Annotated in this window: 26 protein-coding genes; 15 read left to right on the plus strand and 11 right to left on the minus strand. The window is 66.0% G+C overall.

Annotation, left to right across the window (positions count from 1 at the left end):
* Positions 1-46: 46 nt before the first annotated feature.
* Positions 47-805 carry a GNAT family N-acetyltransferase gene (locus BS38_RS0103875; RefSeq protein WP_028269605.1) on the plus strand — a complete coding sequence of 253 codons (759 nt, stop codon included), beginning with the start codon at positions 47-49 and terminating at the stop codon, positions 803-805.
* A 6-nt stretch (positions 806-811) separates the two neighbouring features.
* On the opposite strand, the gene BS38_RS24290 is transcribed toward BS38_RS0103875, so the two are convergent.
* From BS38_RS24290 to BS38_RS0103915, 7 genes are all read right to left on the minus strand, one after another.
* Positions 812-2344, minus strand: coding sequence for a DHA2 family efflux MFS transporter permease subunit (locus BS38_RS24290; RefSeq protein ID WP_043437559.1), 1533 nt, complete (start codon positions 2342-2344; stop codon positions 812-814).
* A gap of 33 nt (positions 2345-2377) precedes the next feature.
* On the minus strand, positions 2378-2941 hold the full coding sequence (locus BS38_RS0103885) for a PadR family transcriptional regulator (RefSeq protein ID WP_028269606.1): 564 nt from the start codon (positions 2939-2941) through the stop codon (positions 2378-2380).
* 153 nt (positions 2942-3094) lie between these two features.
* Positions 3095-3535 carry an ankyrin repeat domain-containing protein gene (locus tag BS38_RS0103890; RefSeq protein WP_028269607.1) on the minus strand — a complete coding sequence of 147 codons (441 nt, stop codon included), beginning with the start codon at positions 3533-3535 and terminating at the stop codon, positions 3095-3097.
* Positions 3532-4617: a CAF17-like 4Fe-4S cluster assembly/insertion protein YgfZ gene (ygfZ, locus tag BS38_RS0103895; protein ID WP_028269608.1), complete on the minus strand. Its 1086-nt coding sequence runs from the start codon at positions 4615-4617 to the stop codon at positions 3532-3534. The genes BS38_RS0103890 and ygfZ overlap by 4 nt, the downstream gene beginning before the upstream one ends.
* Positions 4618-4639: 22 nt before the next feature.
* The gene (locus BS38_RS0103900; protein ID WP_231511037.1) at positions 4640-5389 is read right to left on the minus strand and encodes a flavodoxin family protein; all 750 of its coding nucleotides are present in this window, start codon (positions 5387-5389) and stop codon (positions 4640-4642) included.
* A 78-nt stretch (positions 5390-5467) separates the two neighbouring features.
* Positions 5468-6082, minus strand: coding sequence for an FABP family protein (locus BS38_RS0103905; protein WP_028269610.1), 615 nt, complete (start codon positions 6080-6082; stop codon positions 5468-5470).
* 169 nt (positions 6083-6251) lie between these two features.
* Positions 6252-6986, minus strand: coding sequence for a hypothetical protein (locus BS38_RS0103915; RefSeq protein WP_028269611.1), 735 nt, complete (start codon positions 6984-6986; stop codon positions 6252-6254).
* A 274-nt stretch (positions 6987-7260) separates the two neighbouring features.
* Between BS38_RS0103915 and BS38_RS0103920 the strand changes: the two genes are divergently transcribed.
* From BS38_RS0103920 to asd, 13 genes are all read left to right on the plus strand, one after another.
* Positions 7261-7959: a winged helix-turn-helix transcriptional regulator gene (locus BS38_RS0103920; protein ID WP_028269612.1), complete on the plus strand. Its 699-nt coding sequence runs from the start codon at positions 7261-7263 to the stop codon at positions 7957-7959.
* Between the two features lie 243 nt (positions 7960-8202).
* The gene (mshD, locus tag BS38_RS0103925) at positions 8203-9174 is read left to right on the plus strand and encodes a mycothiol synthase (protein ID WP_028269613.1); all 972 of its coding nucleotides are present in this window, start codon (positions 8203-8205) and stop codon (positions 9172-9174) included.
* A 104-nt stretch (positions 9175-9278) separates the two neighbouring features.
* Positions 9279-11528, plus strand: coding sequence for an RNA degradosome polyphosphate kinase (locus tag BS38_RS0103930; RefSeq protein WP_028269614.1), 2250 nt, complete (start codon positions 9279-9281; stop codon positions 11526-11528).
* Between the two features lie 97 nt (positions 11529-11625).
* Entirely contained in the window at positions 11626-12543 is a 918-nt protein-coding gene (locus BS38_RS0103935) for an NUDIX hydrolase (protein WP_028269615.1), read from the plus strand.
* A gap of 120 nt (positions 12544-12663) precedes the next feature.
* On the plus strand, positions 12664-14319 hold the full coding sequence (locus BS38_RS24295; RefSeq protein ID WP_051628710.1) for a hypothetical protein: 1656 nt from the start codon (positions 12664-12666) through the stop codon (positions 14317-14319).
* A complete protein-coding gene (locus BS38_RS0103945; RefSeq protein ID WP_028269616.1) occupies positions 14316-14714 on the plus strand; it encodes a GntR family transcriptional regulator in 399 nt (132 codons plus the stop codon). The genes BS38_RS24295 and BS38_RS0103945 overlap by 4 nt, the downstream gene beginning before the upstream one ends.
* On the plus strand, positions 14711-15514 hold the full coding sequence (locus tag BS38_RS0103950; protein ID WP_028269617.1) for a thymidylate synthase: 804 nt from the start codon (positions 14711-14713) through the stop codon (positions 15512-15514). Before BS38_RS0103945 ends, BS38_RS0103950 begins: the two co-directional genes overlap by 4 nt.
* Positions 15511-16095 (plus strand): dihydrofolate reductase, encoded by a 585-nt coding sequence (locus tag BS38_RS0103955; RefSeq protein ID WP_028269618.1) that lies wholly within the window; start codon positions 15511-15513, stop codon positions 16093-16095. Before BS38_RS0103950 ends, BS38_RS0103955 begins: the two co-directional genes overlap by 4 nt.
* A 4-nt stretch (positions 16096-16099) precedes the next feature.
* Entirely contained in the window at positions 16100-16318 is a 219-nt protein-coding gene (locus BS38_RS0103960) for an NF038396 family protein (RefSeq protein ID WP_028269619.1), read from the plus strand.
* 132 nt (positions 16319-16450) lie between these two features.
* Positions 16451-17470, plus strand: a complete 1020-nt coding sequence (locus BS38_RS0103965) for a WXG100 family type VII secretion target (RefSeq protein ID WP_156037054.1) — start codon at positions 16451-16453, stop codon at positions 17468-17470.
* An 18-nt stretch (positions 17471-17488) separates the two neighbouring features.
* Entirely contained in the window at positions 17489-18163 is a 675-nt protein-coding gene (locus BS38_RS0103970; protein WP_156037055.1) for a hypothetical protein, read from the plus strand.
* Positions 18153-18638 (plus strand): hypothetical protein, encoded by a 486-nt coding sequence (locus tag BS38_RS0103975; RefSeq protein ID WP_043437560.1) that lies wholly within the window; start codon positions 18153-18155, stop codon positions 18636-18638. The genes BS38_RS0103970 and BS38_RS0103975 overlap by 11 nt, the downstream gene beginning before the upstream one ends.
* A gap of 108 nt (positions 18639-18746) precedes the next feature.
* Positions 18747-19889, plus strand: coding sequence for an aspartate-semialdehyde dehydrogenase (gene asd, locus BS38_RS0103980; protein ID WP_028269623.1), 1143 nt, complete (start codon positions 18747-18749; stop codon positions 19887-19889).
* Here asd and BS38_RS0103985 read toward each other — a convergent pair.
* Positions 19886-21001, minus strand: a complete 1116-nt coding sequence (locus BS38_RS0103985; RefSeq protein WP_028269624.1) for a winged helix DNA-binding domain-containing protein — start codon at positions 20999-21001, stop codon at positions 19886-19888. The two genes, asd and BS38_RS0103985, sit on opposite strands and share 4 nt — an antisense overlap.
* 104 nt (positions 21002-21105) lie before the next feature.
* Between BS38_RS0103985 and BS38_RS0103990 the strand changes: the two genes are divergently transcribed.
* Positions 21106-21597: a hypothetical protein gene (locus tag BS38_RS0103990; protein WP_028269625.1), complete on the plus strand. Its 492-nt coding sequence runs from the start codon at positions 21106-21108 to the stop codon at positions 21595-21597.
* 11 nt (positions 21598-21608) lie between these two features.
* Here the strand turns inward: BS38_RS0103990 and BS38_RS0103995 are convergent, their stop codons facing one another.
* The 3 genes from BS38_RS0103995 to BS38_RS0104005 are packed head-to-tail and all read right to left on the minus strand — an operon-like array spanning position 21609 to position 24467.
* Positions 21609-22676 (minus strand): UDP-N-acetylmuramate dehydrogenase, encoded by a 1068-nt coding sequence (locus BS38_RS0103995; protein WP_028269626.1) that lies wholly within the window; start codon positions 22674-22676, stop codon positions 21609-21611.
* A 37-nt stretch (positions 22677-22713) separates the two neighbouring features.
* Complete coding sequence (locus BS38_RS0104000) at positions 22714-24018, minus strand: MFS transporter (RefSeq protein ID WP_231511039.1); 1305 nt, start codon at positions 24016-24018, stop codon at positions 22714-22716.
* Positions 24015-24467, minus strand: a complete 453-nt coding sequence (locus BS38_RS0104005) for a MaoC family dehydratase (RefSeq protein ID WP_081818799.1) — start codon at positions 24465-24467, stop codon at positions 24015-24017. Before BS38_RS0104005 ends, BS38_RS0104000 begins: the two co-directional genes overlap by 4 nt.

The following is a 24467-nucleotide window of genomic DNA, read 5'->3' on the forward strand; positions in this document are numbered from 1 at the left end:
CCTCAACAGTCCGTTCGCGCGTCCCTCTGCTGGGTAGGGTTGAGGCATGACTCTCGACCCCGGCTCCGCAGACATCATCCAGCTGGCCTGGGCCCGCCACTTGGGCCTTGACGACGGAGCCTTTGCCGCAGTGCGGAAGCTCGACGCCGATGCGGTCGTTTCCGGGGCCGGCCAGCTTGCCGCGGGCACACGGATCACCCGGGCGGACGAGTCCCGGAAGTCCGTGGATTTTGTGCGTTTGTTCGGGGTCTCGGCCCTCGTGGGACCGCAGTGGGCGCTCGACGCCGCCGCGGACATTCCCGACGAGGAACTCGCCCAGCACGTGACGCTCCTGACCATCACCCGGCAGCACGGCGGCCACGGCCAGGGCGCGGCCGCCCTCTTTTTCGCCGATGACCTCCCCCTGCGCCAGCCGGCCGAGGAGCTGACCGTCTCGCACGGGAATCCCGAGGCCATTGAGCTGGAAGGCCTCTGCCCGCCCGACGACGTCAACGAGGTGGGGCTCTCCGATCTCGAGCACCGGTTCACCATCCTGCGTGATGACAACGGCCGCAAGGTTCCGGTGGCCTGCGGCGCGTACTCCGAATGGGAAGGCATCCTGGCCCAAATGGGCGTCCTGGTGGACCCTGACTGGCGGCGCCGCGGACTGGGTTCGCTGGCGGCGTCCATCGCTGCCCACGAGGCACTCGCGGCGGGGCTCACCCTGCAGTGGCGTTCGGACGTCAGTAACAAGGGCGCCCTGTCGATCGCCCGCAGCCTCGGATTCTCAACCGGCGGCATCCACACCCGCGTCCTGCTGGGCTGACCCGGGTCAGCGCGACGTTGCGTCCGCTGCCCCGGCCCCGGCTCCGGCGTCGTCGGAGGCCGGCACGCTGACGGTGCCCCAGCCCTGAACCGGCTTGGGCTTGGCGAAGAACAATGCAACGGCAGCGCCCAGCAGGATCACCGCAGCAGGAAGCATGATGGACTGTCCCATCGCCGTCGAGAACCCCTCGTGCAGTGCCTCCGGCAGTGATCCGCCGAAGGCCATGGGGCTGGCCGTGCCGGAGGCGCCCTGCGCCGCCGGCAGCTCTGCCGCGAGCCTCGACTGGATGAGGACGGCGATGGCGGCGCTACCCAGCACGGCGCCGATCTGACGCGTGGTGTTGTAGACGCCCGAGCCGGCGCCGGCCTGGCGCGGCGGCAGGTTCCGGGTGGCCGTGGAGCTCAGCGGCGCCCAGATGCCCGCGTTCGCGAACCCGAGTACCGCACTGGGCAGGAGGAACAGCCAGATCGGCGTCTCCGGGTGCATCAGGGCAGAGTTCCAGAACAGCGCCACCGACATCAGGACCAGACCGGCTGCCGTGATGTATTTCGGGTTGACCCGGTCAATGATCTTGCCCACCACAGGCGCAAGGCCGCCGGAAATGAGCGCCATCGGGACCATCATCAGGGCAGACTGCGTGGGTGTCAGTCCCCGGACAATCTGGTAGTAGAAGATCAGCGGCAGGGTGAACGAGGTGACGGCGAAGCCCACCGTGGTGATGCCGATGTTCGCCAGGGAAAAGTTGCGGTCCTTGAACAGCGAGAGCGGCAGGAGCGGCTCCCCTTTGTTAAACCGCTGCCATAGGACGAACCCTGCCAGGACTACAACCCCGGCGATGATCAGGCCCCACACCGTGATGGGGCCGGTGATCGTTCCCCAGTTGTACGTCTCGCCTTCCTGGATGCCGAAGACAAGAAGGAAGAGCCCGACGGCGCTGAGCAGCACGCCGGGGATGTCGAACCGGTGCGGGTGCGTGCTCAGCGAAGGAACGAAGCGCAGGGCCAGGATGAAGCCGGCGATTCCGACCGGCACGTTGATGAAGAAGATCCATTCCCAGCCGAGGCCGTCCACCAGGACACCGCCGAGGATGGGGCCCACCAGGGTGGCCACACCGGCGGTGGCACCCCAGATTCCCATGGCCGCGCCGCGCCGGTCCGGCGGGAAGATCCGGGTGATCACTGCCATGGTCTGGGGCGTCATGATGGCGGCGCCGAAGCCCTGGAGCACGCGGGCCAGGATGAGGGTCTGGACGTCGCCGGACAGCCCGCACCAGAGGGACGCGAGGGTGAACACCACCAGGCCGGTGAGGTACAGCTTTTTCGGTCCGAACCGGTCACCCAGCCGGCCGGTGATCAGCAGCGGCACCGCGTAGGCCAGCAGGTAGGCGCTGGTCACCCAGATAACGGAGTTGATGTCCGCGTTGAGGCCTTCCATGATCCGCGGATTGGCCACCGAGACGATGGTGGTGTCGATCAGGATCATAAAGAAGCCGATCACCAGGGACCAGAGTGCCGGCCACGGCCTAGCTACGTTTTCCATGTAAATCCTTCAGGTGTGGTTGTTTGTGTTCCGCTACCACGGGAGTTCCCCGGAGCGGAGCTGGTCCTGCAGGCTGCGTATCCAGCCCATTTCGGACCTCAGCATGGTTTGTTGGTACTCGAGGTCGATCCAGTACTTGCGTGCGACGTCCTTCTTCAGGACGGCCGCCTCGCCCTTCTGCAGGAATTCCAGCTGGCCCTGCAGCAGCACCAGCCGTCGGTCCAAGAGCTCCAGTACGACGGCGGCAGGCAGGTTGTAGGCCTCGGCGACGGCCAGCGGGAACGACGGGTATTCATTCACAGGTTCGGCGAGCATGTCCTGCAGGCGCGCCGTCAGGGCCTCCCGGCCTGCGGGCGTGATCCGGTAGGTGGTCCGTTCCGGCCGGTTGCCTTCGCGGTCCGTTCCGGCTGTTTCCACGAGCCCGCGCTCCTCCAGCCGGCCGACGGCGTGATAGAGCGTTCCGGGGCGCACCTTGACCAGCCGGTCTTCGTGCCTGGCCATCAGGAGCTGGTACATCTCGTACGGATGCATCGGCTCCTCGACCAGCAGCGAGAGTGCAGAGATTCCGAGCGGCGTCAGCGGGGCAGATCGGGGCATGGTTCCGTTCACTCCCCCGTGTTCCATGGCACGTGGTGTCCACGGCCAGCAATTATTCCGCTCCAACTATTCCACATGGAATAGGCGGGTGCAAGAAAGCCCGCGGGTGCAGGACCCGCGGGCTTCCAGGTGCTTTGTCGCCTCAGCCCGTGGTCAGCCCAGCAGGGTCTGGATATCGGATCGGGCAAACATCTCCGCCGCTGCACGGGCGGAAGGCGTTCCGGCGTCCGGGTCAGCGCCCGCCCCCAGGAGCGCCTCGGCCACGTCGGTGTAGCCCTTGAAGGCGGCTCCGGCGAGCGGTGTCTGGCCGCGGTCGTTCACGGCGTTGGCATCCGCGCCATGCTGCAGGAGCAGTTGCACCGCCGGGGCATGCCCGTGGTATGCCGCAAGCATCAGCAGGGAGTCGCCGGCCGAATTGGTCATGTTGGCCGGGGCCCCGGCGTCGAGATAGCTGCCCAGCAGTGCTGCGTCACCCTGCCGCGCCGCGTCAAAAAGCGCGTGGGCAAGGGCCAGGGTTTCGTCGTCGGGCCCAGCGGCGCTGTTGTCCCCCGGGTTGCCGTTCCCCGGGTTGTCAGACTTCGGAGTGTCAGTCATCGGTGTGTTCCTTTCAGGAATCCGGTCTGGCGGCCCACCACCTGGCCGGCGTCGGGAGCCACGATGACTTCCTGCGCGGCCGTGTAGGGTTCGTCGCCGTCTACAACCGTCAGTATTTCATCCGGAGAAACGGAACGCTTTATGACGGCAAGTGCGATCGGACCCATTTCATAGTGCTGCACCACGGAGGTCACTGTTCCCACCTTCCGCTCACCCAGGCGGACTTCGCTGCCCACCGCGGGAAGGGTGTGCTGCGAGCCGTCCAACTGGAGGAACACCAGGCGCCGCGGCGGGTGGCCCAGGTTGTGCACGCGGGCGATCGTCTCCTGGCCCTTGTAGCACCCCTTCGCCAGGTGCACCGCGGTGCGCAGCAGGTCCAGCTCATGCGGGATGGTCTTGTCGTCGGTTTCCGCGCCAAGGCGGGGGCGCCAGGCGGCGATGCGCAGCGCTTCCGATGCCCAGACGCCGGCCAGCGGCCGGTCACCCACGGTGGCCTCGAGATCCGCGGCCGGTACCAGGTATTCAAACCACGGCCGCTCCATGCCGGGGTGGGATTCCTCCCCGACAACTGAGTAGGCGTAGCCGCCGGCGCCCACGTGCGGCCAGGGGTCCGCCCACACCAGCAGGTCCGGCCATTCCTCAACCCGCCGGGTGGTTCCAATGACCGCCCAGTCGTCGGATACATCCGCAATCTCCACCCGCAGCATGAACTTCATCCGGTTCAGCCACTCGGCCAGCGGTGCCGCTTCGGCGGCCTCCACGATCAGCCAGGTGGTCCCGCCGTCGTCAATCACCCGCGCGTCGAACTCAATACGGCCCTGGACGCTGAGAAGCAGCAGTTCGCTTGATTCCCCCGGCGCAAGGTTGGTGACCTGCTGGGATGACAGGGTGTTGAGCCAGCTCAGGCGGTCCGGACCGGTGACGGTGACCACGCCGCGGTGGGAAAGGTCGACGACGGCGGTGCCGGCCGCCAGCGCACGCTGTTCCCGCAGCGGCTCGCCGTAGTGGGATGCGACGCCGGTGTCCGCGCCGCCGGCTTCAACGGCGCCAGGGCGCGACAACAGGGGGCTTTTGGTAGTCATATGTAGTAGAAGTCCTTAGGGGCTAGCGGTATTCCGGATTCTCGAAGTCGAAACGTGTCCCGGCCTTCCATTCCTCCGGCAGGTTGCCGTACGCCGGGATCCCGCCGGCGTCCTTGAGCGTCCTCGCCAGGTGCAGCAGGTTCCACGTCATGAACGTGGTGTTGCGGTTGGTGAAGTCGCTCTGCGGACCGCCGGACCCCTCATCCAGGTAGCTGGGGCCGGGCCCCACGGGGCCGATCCAGCCGGCGTCGGCCTGCGGCGGGATGGTGAACCCGATGTGCTGCAGGCTGTAGAGGACGTTCATGGCACAGTGCTTGATGCCGTCCTCGTTGCCGGTGATGAGGCAGCCGCCGACCTTGGGGTAGAACGCCCATTGGCCTTTTTCGTTGAGTTGTCCGGAGTGCGCATACAGTCGTTCGATCAGCTTTTTCGTCTGGGACGAGTTGTCACCCAGCCAGATGGGGCCGGCCACCACCACAATGTCCGCTTCCTTGACGGCAGGGTAGAGTTCCGGCCATTCGTCGGTTGCCCAGCCGTGCTCGCGCATGTCCGGATACACGCCGCTGGCAATGTCGTGGTCGACGGTCCGGATCACCCGGGTGGCAACGCCCTGCTTCTCCATGATGAGGCGGCTGACCTCGATCAGGCCGCCCGTGTTGCTGGTCTCAGGAGATTTTTTGAGGGTGCCGTTGAAAAAGACGGCCTTCAGATCGCCGTAATTTGCTCTATTGCGCTGATCGGGCTTACCCGGGTCCGGCTGCTGGCTGTTCACGGTCTTGCTCCCTGCACTCGTTGCGGACAACAAAAATCAGTGAGACCTGCCGGCCGGGCTGTCAGGGCCCGGCCAGCCTTAGGACACCTTGCTGAGGATGGCCGAAGCGTGCGCTTCCAGTCCGCCGCCCGCGGTGGAGCTCTTCCCGCTGGCCACATCCCAGCGCCAGAGGAGCTTTCCTTCCACCAGGCCGAAAATCCTCGTGGCGGCCGTGTACTCCTTCGAGTGGCTTCCGCGCATCACCATGTCGGTGCTGAGGTGGATCTGCGGGCCCTTGATCTGGCCGTAGTACAGCTCGGAGATCCCGCCGGGGTGTGAAATGGAAACGGAAATGTCGAATCCGCCGTCGCTGTTGCGCAGCGCTTCGACTTCGTCGGCGCTCTTGAGCACAGGAACGATGTCGGCCGGGATCAGCCCCGGTCCGCCGTCTTCCTCCCGCTGCTTCCGCTCCAGCGCCCAGAACCCGGTCTCCACCGTCAGCGGCCGGAGCCTGGTGCCTTCATCGTCGGTCAGCCAGCTCTCGGCGCGGTACTGGAGGTACGGCAGTCCGTTGTGCGTGAAGGACACGTGCTGGAAGAAGTGCTCGGAATCCTCCTCGCCTGCCCCCAGGCGTCCACTGCCTTCCCACTCACCAATGAGCCAGGACAACGGGACGAGCTCGGGGGTGAGGTCTGTTGGAATTTCAATCGGCACAGTAACTACCTCCGCAGACAACTAACTCTGAACTGGTATTACTTCTGGCCCTTGAAGAGGCGGTAAACCACGAAACCTGCGAACCACGCCATGGAAATACTGGCAATACCAAGCAGGACAAGGAAGAAAATCTCAAATGCAAGTACGGACATGATGCCATCCTAACGCGTTAGTAGATGAGTAGTTTGTCTATGAAGTAGGCGAGCGAACCCACCGCCGCGACGGGCGCGAGGCCCATGCCAAGGGCGGCTGGAAAGTTAATCCGGTCCCCGCGGAGTATAACCAGTCTGCGCAGGCTGACGAGAACCGCACCCACCGCAACACCCACCACGGCGGCTGGTATTACGGCGATGTTAGAGAAGACCAGGCCTGCCAGCGGAGCCGAGAGGCCCGCCAGCACAATGCCCAAAGGTGCCACGATCCGGTCCGGCCAACGGATGAGACCGGCCAGCAACGCAAAGGCGGCACTGACGCCGGCTACCAGCAACATTTCCTTGACGCCGTTGAACCTGGACGCCGCAATCCACCCGGCGCCCAGGCAGGACAGGAGTACGCCGGCGCTCGAACCCAGCGTTGACTCCAGCCGCTGTGCCTGGCCCGTGCCCCGCAGGAGCTGCATCAGGAAAACGGCCATCACGCCGGCGGCGATAAAAGCCGGCGTCCAGTCGAGGAATCCCGGCGCCGGGACATAGGTGGCGGCTACTGCCGACCCGACCCCGGGGAGCCCGATGATTGCCGCGAGGGTTTTCTTGGCGGGAATGTCCAGGAAGTGGGGCCAGCCGAAGCCGACAGCCAGCGCCACGAGGATTGCCACGCCGAGCAGCACTTCCGCTGAGGCGTAGGCACCGCCGATGAAGACAGCAAGCCCGGCCAGCCCTATGGTTCCGATGGTCCACGGCTTCACTATTTACCCGCGCTCACTCTCTGCTGACGTCGTCGCTGCCTCCAATCCTGCCTTATGTGACCTGCTTATGTCGCAAAACGCTCATTGAAACCGGCCGGATCAGTGTCTGTTTAGAGGCGATTGGGTATACTCAAAGCTCAGCTACGCTTCCTTCGGAGGATGCGGGCCCGGCGGAAATTTCCGGCTGGCCGGTACCGACGCTGGGAGCCAGTACCGGCCGGTGAAAGCCCGGTTCAGACGCCCAATGATGCGCGGACAGCCCCTTGGAGGAACAATGTCGCACATCCTGCTACTGACGAACAGCACCGGGTCATCGGTGGACATTCTGCCTGCCTTGGAACTACTCAACCACCGCGTGCACATTCTCCCGGCCGAGCCCACCGCCCTGCTGGAGACCGATCCCTGCGATGTTGTCCTGCTGGACGCCCGCAAGGACCTGGTCGGAGCGCGGTCCCTCACGCAGCTACTCAAGGCCACCGGGCTCAGCGCACCTTTGATGCTGATCCTCACCGAAGGCGGCATGGCAGCCGTCTCCTCAGCGTGGGCCGTGGATGACATCATCCTGGACTCCGCAGGACCGGCTGAAGTTGAAGCCCGGATCCGGCTCTCGGTGGCCCGCGCCGTTCCCGAGCAGGAAGACACCCCCACCGAAATCCGGGCCGCCGGAGTCGTCATCGACGAAGCAAGCTACACGGCCAGGGTCAACGGTGCACCCCTGAACCTGACGTTCAAGGAATTCGAACTCCTGAAGTACCTGGCGCAGCACCCCGGCCGCGTGTTCACGCGCCAGCAGCTGCTCACCGAAGTATGGGGCTATGACTACTACGGAGGCACCCGCACCGTGGACGTCCACGTCAGGCGGCTGCGCGCCAAGCTGGGCGCGGACCACGAAAACCTGATCAGCACCGTGCGCAACGTGGGTTACCGGCTGACCCTGGTGCGGCAGCCCGAAGAGGAACTGACAGAGGCCTAGCCACACAAGAAGCCAAGCCAAAGAAGAAGCCCCGGACCAGCGGTCCGGGGCTTCTTCTTTGGCTTCTCAGCCTGCAGTGGAGGACATACGGGTCGAACGTATCGAGGCCACCCCAGTGGTGGATCCCCCTCAAATCCCGCTTCAGGAAGCCGGACCAGGTAATGACTATACGTGCCTGATCCCGCCTCATCAAATCGGCGCCAATCCCTCCGCCTCCCGGACGGGCCGTATAGCCTGTACACCATGAGTCCTGCGCATCCCGAGAACTGGCCCGTGCTCGTCGTCAAAGGCGGAGTGGACGACGATCTGCTCAGGGACTTCGCCGCCCTGGCCGCAGCCGCCGAGGAGTCGGACGGGAACCCTCCCCTGTCCGAACAGACCTTCGTGACGCTTCGCGCCGGTGAATCCGGCAGCCACTCGCTGCTGAGCCTGGCTCTCTACGCACCCGATGAGGACTCCGATCCTGCCACTGCCCAGGACCTGGCGGGATTCGCCGTGGTGGTGGAGGAGCCGGACGGCACCGGCGTGCTGGAGATCGCTGTTCACCCCAGCTACCGGAATCAGGGAGTGGGCGACCGGCTGGTGGCCACGCTGAAGGCATCGCGCGGTTTTGACGGCCTCACGGCCTGGTCCCACGGCGACCATGAGGCCGCCGCGGACCTCGCAGCCAAATACGGTTACGCCCCCATCCGGGAACTGTGGAAGATGCGGCTCACCACAGCGTCCGCGGAACTGCCCGACGCCGCCCTCCCGGACAACGTGACCCTGCGCGCCTTCGCTCCCGGCCAGGACGAGGAAGCCTGGTTGGCGGCCAACAAGGCCGCATTCGCGCACCACCCCGAACAGGGCAACATGACGCGGCAGGACCTGGAGGCCAGGATGGCCGAGGACTGGTTCGATCCGGCAGGTTTCCTCCTGGCCGTCGACCCGTCCGACCGGATCCTTGGCTTCCACTGGACCAAGGTGCACCCGCGCCACGGCACCCATCCGGCGATCGGTGAAGTCTATGTAGTGGGGGTGGCCCCCGAAGCCCAGGGCATGGGACTGGGCAAGGCCCTCACCCTGGCGGGCATCAAATACCTGCACGGGAAGGGCCTGCACGCGGTCATGCTGTACACCGATGCGGACAATGCACCGGCTGTTTCGCTGTACCGCCGGCTCGGCTTCACCCGGTGGGATGCCGACGTGATGTACGGACCCAAAAACGCCGGTTAATCCAATCGGCTGACGCATGCATCACGGTCCAGGAAATCTACGTATCCCCCGGATCGAATGCTTGTAAGGTTGAAGGTAAACCGCGCCAGCTAAAAGGAGTGACCATGCAACCGGAACCTGCCGGAATCGCCACGTCTGAGGCCAAGGTGCTGCCGGTGCGCGCCCGCTTCGGATCCTCGGAGGTGCCGGCTTCCCGCGCCACGCAGGACCGGATCGACATTCCCGAGTTCGCGCCCAACCCCGAGCCCGCGGGCGACATCAGCCCCGACCGGTTCCTGGACCGTGAACTCAGCTGGCTGGCCTTCAACGCGCGGGTGCTCGAACTTGCCGAGGATCCCGATCTCCACCTGCTGGAGCGGGTCAGCTTCCTCTCCATTTTCGCCTCCAACCTGGACGAGTTCTTCATGGTCCGCGTGGCCGGACTGAAGCGCCGGATCGCCACCGGCCTGGCCGTCCCGTCACCGGCGGGCCTGAGCCCCATGCAGGTGCTGGACCAGATCGGTGACGCCGCCCATCGCCTCGCGCAGCGCCATGCACGGGTCTACGCGGAACAGATCCGGCCGGCACTGGCTTATGAGCACATCCACCTGATGCATTGGGAAGAGCTCGACGACCAGGCCAAGGACCAGCTCAGCGCCATGTTCGCTGAGAAGGTCTTCCCCATCCTGACCCCGCTGGCCGTGGACCCGGCCCATCCGTTCCCGTACATCTCGGGGCTGTCCCTGAACCTCGCGGTGGTGGTCCGCAACCCGGTCAGCGACAAGGAGCTCTTCGCCCGCGTCAAGGTTCCGGACCAGCTGCCGCGCCTCATTTCCATCGACGGCCCGCGCGCCGGATCGGTGCCAGGCCGGGTGGCCCGGTTCATCGCCCTCGAAGAAGTCATCGCCGTCCACCTCGACCAGCTGTTCGCCGGCATGGAGGTCCTGGAACACCACACCTTCCGCGTCACCCGCAACGAGGACGTTGAGGTCGAAGAGGACGACGCCGAGAACCTGCTGCAGGCGCTCGAAAAGGAGCTGCTGCGGCGCCGGTTCGGTCCGCCCGTGCGCCTCGAAGTCACCAACGACATCAACCCGAACATCCGGGCCCTCCTGATCCGCGAACTGGGCGTGGAGGAGTCCGAGGTCTACTCCGTGCCTGCACCGCTGGACCTGCGGGGCCTGTCCGTCATCGCCGGCATCGATCGTGCTGACCTGCACTACCCGAAGCACGTGCCCCACACCTCGCGGTACCTGAACGAATCCGAAACGTCCAAGGCTGCCAACGTGTTCGCCGCGATGCGCCGCCGGGACATCCTCCTGCACCACCCGTACGATTCCTTCTCCACGTCCGTCCAGGCCTTCCTGGAACAGGCCGCGTCGGACCCGAAGGTGCAGGCCATCAAGCAGACCCTGTACCGCACCTCCGGTGACTCCCCCATCGTCGATGCCCTCATCGACGCGGCTGAAGCAGGCAAGCAGGTCCTGGCCCTGGTGGAAATCAAGGCCCGGTTCGATGAACAGGCCAACATTTCCTGGGCGCGGAAACTGGAACAGGCCGGTGTGCACGTGGTCTACGGCATCGTCGGCCTGAAAACCCACTGCAAGCTTTCCCTCGTGGTTCGCCAGGAAGTGGACGGCCTGCGGCGCTACTGCCACATCGGCACCGGCAACTACCACCCGCGCACAGCCCGTTATTACGAGGACCTCGGGCTGCTGACGGCCAACGAGCAGGTGGGCGAGGATCTCTCCAAGCTCTTCAACCAGCTCTCCGGCTATGCTCCGAAGTCCACGTTCAAGCGGCTCCTGGTGGCGCCCCGCTCGGTGCGTTCCGGCCTCATCGACCGGATCGAGAAGGAAATCCGCAACGCCAAGGCAGGCATTCCGGCCAGGGTGCAGATCAAGGTCAACTCCATGGTGGACGAGGCGATCATCGATTCGCTCTACCGTGCGTCCCAGGCAGGCGTAAACGTTGACGTGATCGTCCGCGGTATCTGTTCGCTGCGCCCCGGCATCCCCGGGCTCAGCGAAAACATCACCGTGCGCTCGGTCCTGGGACGGTTCCTGGAGCACTCCCGGGTCTTCGCCTTTGCCAACGGCGGCGAACCGGTGGTGTACATCGGGTCCGCCGACATGATGCACCGCAACCTTGACCGCCGGGTGGAGGCGCTCGTCCAGCTCACCAGCGGCGACGACACGTCCTATGTGCTGGACATGCTCCGCCGCTACATGGACCCGGGAACGTCCAGCTGGCATCTGGACAGCCAAGGCGAATGGACCAGGCACCACCTCGGCGAGGACGGCAAGCTTCTGGAAGATGTCCAGTCCTGGCTCCTCGCTTCACGTTCCCGCCAGCGCCAGACGATAAGGCGGTAGGACACTGGCCTCGAAGAGTGACTCCACAAGCGAAGTCAGCAATGACACGGCGAACGACACGCTTACTGCGGACCAGACGGACCACCCCGGGGAACCCATTGCCGTCACCGCAGCGGGTGCGCTTCCTTGGCGCGTCAACAAAGACGTGCTCGAGGTCCTGCTGATTCACCGGCCCCGCTATGACGACTGGTCGTGGCCCAAGGGCAAGATCGACCCCGGTGAGACCATACCGGAGTGCGCCGTCCGCGAGATCGAAGAGGAGATCGGGATTACGGCCACCCTTGGCATACCCCTTCCTCCCATCCACTACCACGTGTCCGCCGGCCTGAAGGTGGTCCATTACTGGGCCGTTGATGTGGACGGCGCCATGCTTCGTCCCGATGGCAAGGAAGTGGACAGCGTGATGTGGTGTTCACCCGAAAAGGCTGCAACCCTGCTGAGCAATCCCGGTGACATAGCGCCGCTCGAGCACCTGGTGGCGGCCCATGCCCGCAAGGAACTGGACACGTGGCCGCTGCTGGTGGTCCGCCATGCCAAGGCCAAGCCCCGCTCGTCCTGGACCAAGGCGGAGGGGGACCGTCCGCTCGCGGCCACCGGACTGAGGCAGGCGCAGGCCGTCGGGCGGCTGCTCCACGTGTGGAAGCCCCTTCGGGTGCACTCGAGCCCGTGGCAGCGCTGCGTCGCCACGATTGCCCCCTACGCCAAGTCCGCGGATGCCAAGGTGAAACTGCACGACGCCTTGACGGAACACCGCCATGCCAGGAGCCCGAAAAAGACGGCGGCCGTGGTCGAAGCACTCTTCGACAAGCAGCGGGCCATCGCCCTGTGCACCCACCGGCCCGCACTGCCCACTGTCATGTCGCAGCTGGGTGAGCACATGAACGGCCGGCTGCGCGCGATGCTGCCCACCGCGGACCCGTACCTGGCGCCCGGTGAGATCATCGTGTGCCATGTGGCGCGCGGCAACAGCAACAAGATTGTGGCAGTGGAACAGTTCAGGCCCTTCGACGACTGACTCGACGACTGACAGGACGGACAGCGCGGCGGCTGCCGGCCACCCCTGACGAAACCAGTCTTGACCCGGACTTCTTTGTATCAAATACTTAGTACATTGATGCAAAATCTGGGGGGATTTATGCCGGTCCAATTTGAACTGCCGCCGATGCTGCTGCTGGGACCGCTGGTCGCCGCCGTCGTTCTTTACATCATCCTCAGGTGGGTGGTGTGGGAACCGCGGATGGGCGCCTCACCTGAAACTGTTTCCCAGCACGCGCTCTGGGTGGGCGTCATCGGCTGGATGGCGAGTTCACTGCAGGGCGCCATGAACATCGGGATCATTCCGGCAACCTCCGTCAGCAGCCCGGTCGTCAGTCCGTCCCTGACCACCCCGGAGACGATCTTCCCCGCCCTTGCCTGGCCGGTCCTAGGCACGCTCGGCGTCCACGCGCTGGGCCAGCTCAGCTATCCGCGCCCCAGGGGTGCCCGCCGGAAGGCTAGCCTCCACGTGCGGCACGTGCGGGATTTCCTTCCGCTTCCGCTCGCCTGGACCACCCTGGCCGTCGTCATCGCTGCGGCCGCCTACATCGCTTGGGCCGCGACACTGCCGGGGTTCGATGCGTTGCCGTACGGGACAGTGGCTGAAGGCCCGCAGGTCTATCGCACGGTGGGCGGCGACGGCCGCATCCCGGGCACTACTCTGGCGGCATGGCTGGGCGGAGCCCTGGCCGTGCTGGCCGCAGGAACGTGGCTTGTGCTGCTGCTGATCGGCCGCCGCCGCCAGCTTGAGCAGCTGACCGAGCTCGACAATTCACTGCTGCGGACCATCGCCATGAACAGGCTGCTGCGGACCGTCGCCACGGTGGCCTCCGGGCTCGCCGTCATCGCCGGAAACTACGTTGCCCGGCCGGACCCCGCCGCAGGCAGCACATCGTGGACGAATTTCGCAGGCCTGGCGGGAGTCGCCGTGCTGCTGGCCATGCTGCTGTGGTCGCCACCCAAACTGGCGGGCACTGAAGCGGCCGCCGCGGCCCTGCGGAACGCGAAGCACGGGAATTTTCGGTCCGCTCCGCATCCGGCAACCAGGCTGGTGGTGTCCATCGGTGCCGCGCTGGGCGTTGCCACTGCCTTGCCGCTGTTCGTAGGGGTCTTCCTGGTTCCGGCCATCGTGGCAGCCGGCCCGTGGGGTCCCGCGGCCTTCGTGGCAGTGGTGGCGGGGCTGGTGCTGGTGGTCCTTGCCGGCGGAGAGCTGCTGCTCGAGCGCAATTACGCGAACCCGGCGGAACCGCGGACCTGGCCGAGGCAGCCGGTGGGTCCGGCGCTGCTCACCACCCTCATCCTCGCAGTGCTCGCCTTCGTGGCAGCCCTGGCGGTGGCAGCGGCCGGGAACTCCCTCCTCGGTTGGGACGCCGGCTGGACCATGCCGGCAATCTTCGGCCTTGCGGGAACCGGCCTCGCGGTCCCGGCGTTCCTCGCCACCCGCGGGCGGCACGGCATCCCGGATGCTCCCGCCGGACTCGACGCCGCGCTGCGGGCCATCACCGTGAACCGGATCGTGCGGACGCTGTCGGCCATGTTCATGGCGCAGGCAGCCATGGCGCTGCTGGTGAACAGCCACGCATGGGCGGCCGTTTTCGGGGTGGCGTTCGTGCCGTCCATTCCCTGGTTCCCGGCAACACTCGCCGGCACCGTCCTCTCCTTGGCGGCGATCGCCACCGCCCTCGTGCCGGTACGGCCCCGGACCGGATCCGTTGCCCGTCCGGTTCCCCGGCCGGGCAAGGACCGCGTCACATGACGGCCGGCATCGCTGTTGACCTCCGTTCGGCGGTGCCGCCGTATGAGCAGATCCGCCTTCAGGTCACCTCCCTGATTGCCGTGGGCTCCCTGGCCGCCGGCACGCGGCTGCCCAGCGTCCGCAGCCTGGCGGCGGACCTCGGCATCGCGGCGGGAACGGTGGCTCGGGCCTACAAGGAACTCGAGCTGGCCGGCCTGATCGAAACGCGGCGGCGGAACGGCACCGTCGTCGTCGGGATGCCCGACGCCGGTCTGCCCTCGGACGGTGCCGTTACCGCGGACCTGATTGCCGCCGTCGACCGCTACATCGCGAAGGGCCGCGCCGCGGGCCTGGATGACGGCGCGCTCGAAGGCATTCTGCGTGTGAGACTCGGCCTCAGTAGACTGGAACAGTGAGCATCCCAACGCCCTATGAAGACCTCCTGCGTGACGTCCTTGCCAACGGCACGCACAAATCTGACCGCACCGGCACCGGCACCCTCAGTGTGTTCGGCCGGCAGATGCGCTTTGACCTGAGTCAAAGCTTCCCGCTGGTCACCACCAAGCGCGTGCATTTCAAGTCCGTGGCCGTGGAACTGCTGTGGTTCCTCCGCGGTGAAACCAACGTGAAGTGGATGCAGGACCAGGGCGTCACCATCTGGAACGAATGGGCCGATGCCGACGGCGAACTGGGCCCGGTCTACGGTGTCCAGTGGCGCAGCTGGCCCACCCCCGACGGCGGCCACATCGACCAGATCGCCGAGCTGGTGGAGAACCTCAAGTCCAACCCGGACTCGCGCCGGCACATTGTTTCCGCCTGGAACGTGGCCGAACTCCAGGACATGGCGCTGCCGCCGTGCCACGCCTTCTTCCAGTTCTACGTTGCGGACGGCAAGCTGTCCTGCCAGCTGTACCAGCGCTCCGCGGACACGTTCCTGGGCGTCCCGTTCAACATCGCCTCCTATGCGCTGCTGACCTGCATGCTGGCCCAGCAGGTGGGCCTGGAGCCGGGTGAGTTCGTCTGGACCGGCGGCGACGTGCACATCTACGACAACCACATGGACCAGGTGCTCAAGCAGCTGAAGCGGGAACCGTACGAATATCCGCAGCTGAAGATCCTCCGCAAACCGGACTCCATTTTCGACTACACGCTGGACGACTTCGAAGTGGTCGGCTACCAGCACCACCCTACGATTAAGGCGCCGATCGCAGTATGAGCACCGACAACGCCATGGATCCCCTGGCCTTCACTGAAAAAATCGCCGACGCCACCACCGGAGTGGGGCTCGTCTGGGCCCAGACCACGGCAGGCGTCATCGGCAAGGACGGCGACATGCCGTGGCACCTGCCCGAGGACATGAAGCACTTCACCCGGCTGACCAACGGGCACCCGGTCATCATGGGCCGCAAGACCTGGCTGTCATTCCCGGACAAGTACCGTCCGCTGCCCGGACGCACCAATATTGTGGTGACGCGGCAGGAAGGCTGGGGTGACACGCCTGAGGCACAGGGCGCACTCGCGGTGAAGTCGCTGGACGACGCGCTCCTGGAATCCCAGTTCGCCCCCGGCCACGAAACCGTGTGGGTCCTCGGCGGCGGGGAAATCTTTGCGCAGACCCTGGACATCGCCGACGTCGCGGTGGTGACGTTCATCGATTCCGAGACCGACGGCGACACGTATGCGCCGGAGCTCGGCTACGAATGGAAGCTGACAGCCAGTGAGCCCGCCACCGGGTGGCTGACGTCCGCCACCGGTACCCGGTACCGGTTCACCATGTGGCGTCGGACCGAGGCCTAGGAAAATGCTGAAGAAACCGGAAACACTCTTTGTCCTGGGCTACATGCTGCTTCCGCTGCTGGCCCTGCTCTCCGCGATCGTGGGGCTCACCATGATCCTGGGCGGCAACAAGATCGCCGGGGCCATCGTGCTGGTAGTGGTCACGCAGGCGTTCGCTTTCGGCGCCTTCTACGCCCTGCGCCTCCGCAAGGCCGCAGTGCTGGAACAGCACGACGCCGAGTAGCCGCTCGGGCGGCACGCGCCACCCGCGATGGGGAGGGCAGCCCATCGCGGGCACTGCGGTTTGACCATTAGAGTAGGGCCCGCAGCCGGACCATTATCTGCTGTTCAGACATTCATTGGGGGATGATGCCTTGTGGCAGGGAATTTGTGGGGCGCGGACGTTGCCCAGCTTCGGACGCTCGCGCAGCAGTTCGGAAAGACGTCCGACAGCCTTCTCCAGCAGTCGACGCAGTTGACCAACCAGATCAACAACAATCCGTCCTGGAAGGGCCAGGATGCAGTCCAGTTCCGGTCCGACTGGAACGGCAGCCACCGGGCACTGCTCCAGCAGGCGGCCTTTGCACTCAAGCAGGAGTCCAAGAAGCTGCAGGCCCAGGCCGACCAGCAGGAAAAGGCGAGCGTTGCCGGAGGTGGCGGCGGCGTGCAGGCCGGCGTGTCCGGTTCGAACGGTGGCGCGGGCGAAGGAGCCAGCCCGTGGGGTCCTGGCTGGATTTCGGACGGAAATTCCGACTTCCGCGGTGGCTGGGATGCCTATAACGGGGTCCTTGGGCTGAAGGCAGTTCCTTTGGGGCTAAGGGACATAAGTCGGTTTGTGGTTCTGCACGGCGAAAGTGTCACTGATTTGCTGATGACTGGCGACGGCTTCGCCGCCGTTAAGCAGTTCATCAACAAGGATCTCTGGGAGGCCGCGGCCCGTTCAGACGACCTTCGTGGCGTTTTTTCCGGTACCGGAGACCTGCTCAGCGGTAAATTCGGCGACTTCGCCGGGATGGCACGCGGCACCGGAGCAGCGGAGATGGGGCCGTGGGCGAAGTTCGGGCTGAACTCCGCCGGACACGTACTTGGCGGGCTAAGCGTTGGCCTTGATGGTCTGGACACCGTCAACGCAATCCGCAGTGGAGAGACTGGGGACGCAATGAAGTCAGGCCTCAAGACCGCACTTGGCGTCGGTTCGTTCTTCCCTCCCCCCGTGGGGGTGGCCTGCATGGTGGCCGGCGGCGCCTGGGCGGCGGTCGAACTGATCCCCGGAGCCAAGGATACGATCGACGATGCCTTCGACATGGTTGGAAACGTTTTCGAGGACCTTGGCGAGGGCATCGACGACACCGTCGAGGACCTTGGCGAGGGCGTCAAGAACTTTTTCGGCTTTTAGGCACAGCTCTCTCATAGGATGAAAATCATGACTATCGCACAAACGACCGTGGACACGTCCATAGGATTTGGCCTGGCTGAAATGGCCTACCTGCTGCAACTGCAGTCGACGGCCGGTTCGAAGACAAGCGCCTCGTGGTTACGCCTCAGCGAAGAGTCAGAAGACGTGGACCTGATTCGGGCCGGCTTGTCTTCACTTATTGCCCGCGGTCTGGCATCTGCCAAGGGAACCGCCGTCGAATTCGATGCGCGAGTCGATGTTCTCGTGTACACCCTGGCCAGCGCATCGAAATGGACGCAGCTGGATTTGCTTCTGGATGCCAAGCGCGGCGACTCGGTCCTGCATGTCGAGTCGGACCGGACCAAACTGATCCTGCAGCCGAGGACGATGATGAGTTGGTTTGCGCTGCCTCAGGACCCGGGCATCTCCGCGGAAGCAGCTGAAGCCATCATTATCAAAACCCATCTGGATCAAAATCCGGGTGGTGGCGTCAGAGTCCGCTGCGGACTCCACCCCGGCTCCCGACAGATGCTGGTCCGCAAGGCGGACGGCTGCTGGATTCACGCCGTTGCACTGGACGACGTCGTTGGACCCGAGGTATTGGCCAAGAGCGGAGACGAGCTCACGGAAGCGCTGGCTGCCTTCAGGTCAGCCGCCTTCAGGACAGATGAGGAAACAACCGATGGCAACTGAGCCGACAGTACGCACAGCGGTAGTGAACCGTCCTTACTACTACGCCACCAGCATGGAGAAGACCGTCTACGCCTACACGGCCGCCGAATGGGGTATTGGCGGGTCGCAGCCCAGCGGCAACTATTCGGTTCACACCACCACCGGCCTATACGTAGTCACCATCCTGATGACCGTACCCGCCATATTTTCGCCGGTCCTCCTCGTGATCGCGGTGGCAAGCCTGAACATCATTGTTGGCCTGCTCGCGCTCGTGTGCACCGTGCTGTTTACGGGAGGGTGGCTCCTCGGAATCAGCAACCTTCGCCGGGAGCGGCGGGCGTCCAAGCAGCGACAGCTCAAGGGGCTGCCGAAGCCCCGCTTCGCCCTCACCGACGACCAGGCCCGGGACTGGTTTGAATCCCGCCCGTCAGGCATTGCCATCACCCGTGAGAATTTTCCCGACAGCAAACGTCCGTTTCCGGGTGAAGCGATGTAGTTGAAGGCTCGTCTACGGACAGCGGTGCCCCCGTCGTTCGATCCTGTCGCCGCTCAGGAGTGACGTAACCGACTGCGCCGTGCCGGTTCCGAAGTCTAAACTGGTCGAATGACTACTGCAGCTACCCCCTCCGTCGGCCTGGTCGGATGGCGCGGCATGGTCGGCTCCGTCCTGATGCAGCGCATGCAGGACGAAGGCGACTTCGCCAACATCAACCCGGTGTTCTTCTCCACCTCCAACGCCGGAGGTGCCGCCCCGACTCTTGCCGGTGCCGCCGCAGGCGCGGCCGGCAAGCTCGAGGACGCGTTCGACGTCGACACGCTGGCCAAGCTGCCGATTATCGTCACCGCCCAGGGCGGCGACTACACCAAGCAGGTCCACGGCGAGCTGCGCAGCCGCGGCTGGGACGGCCTCTGGATCGATGCCGCCTCCACCCTGCGCATGAACGACGACTCGATCATCGTGCTGGACCCCATCAACCGCGACGTCATCGACAAGGGCCTGGCCAACGGCACCAAGGACTTCATCGGCGGCAACTGCACCGTGTCCTGCATGCTGATGGGACTCGGCGGCCTGTTCAAGAACGGCCTCGTCGAGTGGGGCACCTCCATGACGTACCAGGCTGCCTCCGGCGGCGGCGCCCGCCACATGCGCGAACTGCTCAGCCAGTTCGGCACGCTCAACGCCGAGGTCAGCTCGGAACTGGACGACCCGGCGTCGGCCATCCTGGAAATCGACCGCAAGGTCCTGGCGCACCAGCGCACCGACATCGACGCGACCCAGTTCGGCGTCCCGCTGGCCGGCTCCCTGATCCCCTGGATTGACGCGGACCTGGGCAACGGCCAGTCCAAGGAAGAGTGGAAGGCCGGGGTTGAAACCAACAAGATCCTGGGCACCTCGGACGAGAACCACATCATGATGGACGGCCTGTGCATCCGGATCGGCGCCATGCGCTCGCACTCCCAGGCCCTCACCCTCAAGCTCCGCGAGGATCTCTCCGTGGCCGAGATCGAGAAGCTCCTGGCCGAGGACAACGAGTGGGCCAAGGTGATTCCGAACACCAAGGAAGACTCTATGGCAGGCCTCACCCCGGTGGCCGCTTCCGGCACCCTGGACATCCCCGTCGGCCGCATCCGCAAGATGGAGATGGGCCCGGAATACATCAGCGCCTTCACCGTGGGCGACCAGCTCCTGTGGGGCGCCGCCGAGCCGCTGCGCCGCATGCTCAACATCGCCACGGGCACGCTCTAGCCGAGGAACTTCACGTACCTCGCGGCCTGCAGCTCAAAGGACCTTTGGGCTGCAGGCCGCAGTCCGTTAACGGTGTCGAACGGTTCGGGTACGACGGCGGCGGTCCGGCCGCTGCCTTTCCGCGCCCAGGTGCCGATCACCTCGCCGCCGGCCACGATGGTCTTCTTGAACACTCCGTTGCCGCCGGGGACTACCTTCTGGGCGTGGTCCGGCGGAAGCACCAGTGACCGGTCCGTGTATCCCAGCAGGAACTCGTCGAACCCCGGCAGCACCAGCAGGGAGCGCTGGCCGGGAACGCCGTCGTCGAGCAGCGCCGCGGTGGCTGGCGCCATCCAGTAACTGGCTCCCTCGAACTCCAGCTCAACGAGCTGGTCCTTTACCGCGGCCAGCGCGCTGCGGACCTCCGTCACCGGGGTGTTCGACCACCAGGCGAAGTCGCGTTCCGTGGCCGGTCCGTGGCTGAGCATGTACCGCAACGCCAGCTCGGCGATGCCCTCGGCGCGGTCCAGTTCCCGGGATTTCGGAATCCACTCGTCGAACGCCTTGATGAGCTGCTGGTTCCCCGCGAGCGGTCCCTGCACGAGCCACGCCCGCTGGCACAGGACCCCCAGCAGGTGGATGCCGCGCTGGCCGGCCGTGGACTGTCCCGCGGCTTCAAAAGCCGCGAAAAGTTCCTGGCGGGTGGCCGCTCCGCCGCCCGAGACGCGTCCCAGAGCGGCCTCGCGGGCAACGTCCACGTCGCGGGCGTCAATCTCCAGTTCACGGTGACGCCCGCCCATCCCGCGCAGCATGCGGTCTGCCGTGATGTCCAGGATCCACCGCAGGTCCTCAGGGGCCAGCAGGTGAAGCGTCCCGCGCATGGGCCAGGAGCGGACAACCAGCCCTTCATCCAGCGCAGCCCGGACAGTGTCAACGCCGGCGTTGGGGACCCTCAGCCCCACGGCCCACAGTGCCGCCTGCAGGTCCTGCGCCTGCATGGCCGTCATCCACCGGACGGCCTCCGGCGCCGTATCGAACCCCGGCGCCAGCAGCCCCTGCGCGGCCAGGCGCAGCCTTCCGATGACGTGGCGGGTGACCCTTGTCCTGACCTTCTTCCGTGCGCCAACTCCCATAACCCCATCGTAGGTCGCGTGCCGGGTGGTGCGGGCCTGTAGCCCCCGGGCAGTACACCGCAGGCTCCCAGCCGTTTTACAGCCGGGGTCCCTACGCTGGGTGGATGACCATCGGAGAGCTCTGGCCGCAGCTGCGGCCCCTGTGCCGGGCCCTTGCCCTGCTGGGCTGGGTCACCACTGCCGCCGGAATGGCAGCCGGGCTCTCCATCGCCGTTGCCGGCGGAACAAGCCTCTCCCCCACCGTGCAGGCCCTGCAGTTCTTTTCCGCGGTGAGCATGGGGGTTGCCGTCCTGAGTTTTGTCGCGGCCGCCCTGCTCCAGCCCCAGCACCGCGGCTGGCGCGCCGTAGACCACGAGGGCGGCGGCGGAGCCCCTGAACCGGGCACCGAGATGCCGCCGACGGTCAGGAGTTTCCTGCTGGCCGCCTTCGCCCTGCTGGCCGGCGCCGTGGTGTTCGCCTGCGCCGGGCTGGTCCTCCGCAACGGCCCCAGTGCGCAGTCCGTGGCGTTTTGCCAGGTGTTCCTGCTGGGAGCCGCGGCTTCGGGGTTCACGTTCATGCTGTTCAGCAAGGTAGTCCCGCGCCACAGCGGGAACTGAGCGGCCAGTCCCTAAAGCTCGATGCCGATCAGTAGCGGTTCCGGGTGCAGTTCGATGCCAAAACGTTCGACGACGCCGGCCCTCACCTCACGTGCCACGGCCACCATGTCGGCCGCGCTCGCACCGCCCCGGTTGGTGATGGCCAGGGTGTGCTTGGTGGACAGCGAGGCCCGCCCGCCGGAGACGCTGCCGGCTTCCATCCCGTATCCCTTCCCGAAGCCGGCGTGGTCAATCAGCCATGCGGCGGACAGCTTCACCAGCCCGTCAGCTCCGGCCGGGTACCGGGGGGCTTCTGCGGGGAGCGAGTCGGCCGCTTCCGCGGGGACGATCGGATTGGTGAAGAACGACCCCGTGGAAAAGGTGTCGCGGTCCGCCGTGTCCAGGACCATGCCCTTGGACGCCCTGAGCCGCAGGACCTCGCGGCGCACGTCGTTGGAGTACGCCCTGTTCCCGGGCTCGACGCCCAGGGACTTCGCCAGCTCCGCATACCTGATGGGGGCGCTCATCCGTCCCAGCGGCAGCTGGAACTCGACCGTGAGCACCACGAAGCGCGGTGAACCCTGGACCGTGGTCTGCTTCAGGATCGAATCCCGGTACCCGAACTTCAGCTCCGAATTCGTGAACGTACGGACGGCGTTCCGTTCCCGGTCCCAGGTCCGGACCGCGGCAATGGTCTGGGAGACGTCCGAGCCGTAGGCGCCCACATTCTGCACGGGCGTGGCACCGGTGGACCCGGGGATGCCGGAAAGTGCTTCGATTCCGGACCATGCGTGGCGCACGGCATGCTCCACGAGGGCGTCCCAGTTGTGTCCGGCCTGGACCACCACGGCGACGCCGCCGCAGGAATCCTCTGCGGTGACGGTGAACCCCTCCGAGGCGATCCGGAGCACCGTGCCGGGGTACCCGTCGTCGGAAATCAGCAGGTTGGACCCGCCCGCGATGATCAGCAAGGGCTCACCGGCGGCGTCTGCGGTGCGGACGGCGTCGATAATTTCCGGCTCCGTGCGAGCTTCGATGTAGTTGCCGGCGGGACCGCCGACGGCGGCAGTGGTCAGGTCGGAAAGCAAAGTCTGGGTCACCTGTCCAGCCTATCGGTCATTCGGAACGGACCGGGATTCAGGGAAGTTTCCGGGCCACCGGGGAGAGCAGGAAACTGACCACGAGCATCACCATCACGGCAAGCAGGGAGTGGAGGATGCCCACGTGTTCGGCCAGCAGCCCCAGGAGGGGAGGCCCGCACAGGAACGCGCCGTAGCCGATGGTGGACACCACGGAGACGCGGGCGGCGGCCTTGACCGGGTCATCGGCGGCCGCGGACATGCCGACGGGGAAGCCGAGGGAAGCACCGAGGCCCCAGACAGCCAGCGCCACGAAGGCCAGCCACGGCACGGGTGCGAACACGAACAGCCCCAGGCCCGCCACTGCCAGCGCAGCGCACCAGCGCATCACGGGAACCCTGCCAAAGCGGTCCAGGACCAGGGTGCCGGCAAAGCGGCCGATGGTCATGAAGGTGACGAACAGCCCGTAGCCTGCTGCTCCGGCAGCGTCCGTCTGACCGTGGCCGTCCGCCAGGGCAAGTGCCACCCAGTCGCCGGCAGCCCCTTCGGCAAGTGCGAGCCCGAGGACCAGGACGCCCAGCAGCAGCGTGCGCTTGTCGCGCCAGGCCTGGGCGATCAGGCGTTTGTTGTCCAGCGGCTGCTCCGGGACGGCGTCCGTCTGCCGGACGATCGGAATGGGCCCGGTGGACGGGTCCTCGAAGGTGTCTGTCCCGGAGGCCTTGAACGGGCGTTCGCCCTGGACCGGCGTGATGTCCGCACGGAACCAGGAAGCGGCGGTTGCCACCGAGCCGGCCACCAGGAGGCCGCCGGCGGCCAGGTGCCAGAACACGGGAATACCGGCGCCCGCGGCCCAGGCGCCGAGCCCGGCCCCGGCCACCGTCCCGAGGCTGAAGGACCCGTGCAGCCGGGGCATGATGTGCCGGCGGACGGCGCGTTCCACGGCGGCGCCTTCGACATTGGACGCGGTGTTCCAGCTGGCGGTGCCCAGCCCGATGATCGCCAGGCCTGCGGCGACGGCCACAGGGCTGGCGAGTACCGACGTGCCGAAGCCGGCCAGCAGCAGCCCGACGCCCACCATGATGCTGCCGATCCGGATGGTCCGTTTGGAGCCCAGCCGAAGGACGATAAGCCCCGAAGCCGATACCGAGAGGAAAGAGCCGGCGGTCATGCAGAGGAGGAGCAGTCCGATGGTGCCCGGCGTCAGGTCCAGTCCGTCCCTGATGGCCGGGAGCCGGGACACCCAGGTGGAAAACGCGATTCCGCTGGCCCCGTAGGCCACCACCACGGCGTTCCGCCAGTGCGTGACCTCGGCAGACGGGACGAAGACGTCCTTGCTCACGGCAGCATCACGGTCACTGGTCACGCAAGCCTGACGACAGCCTGGGCCTTCACAAGGACCTTCTGTCCGGCGTAGACCACGGTGAGGTCCACGCGGACGGTGCCCGCATCGGCGTCGAGCGCGCCAACGGCGCCACTGACCTCGATGAGGGCCCCCGGTTCCTCCGTGCCGGTGGTGTCCGTGACCAGGACCGGCTTGGTGAAACGGGTCTGGTAATCGACGACGGCGGCGGGGTCCCCCGCCCAGTCGGTCACCAGCTGGACTGCGGCCCCCATGGTGAACATGCCGTGGGCAATAACGCCGGGCAGGCCCACGCCGGTAGCGAAGGCTTCGTTCCAGTGGATCGGGTTGAAGTCGCCGGATGCGCCGGCATACTTCACCAGATCCTGGCGGGTGACGGTGATGCTGCGGCTGCCGATGTCCTGGCCGACGGTGAGATCCGTGAAGACGGGGGCGATGGATGCTGTGCTCAT

The sequence above is a fragment of the Arthrobacter sp. UNC362MFTsu5.1 genome (genome assembly GCF_000685965.1).
GTDB lineage: Bacteria > Actinomycetota > Actinomycetes > Actinomycetales > Micrococcaceae > Arthrobacter.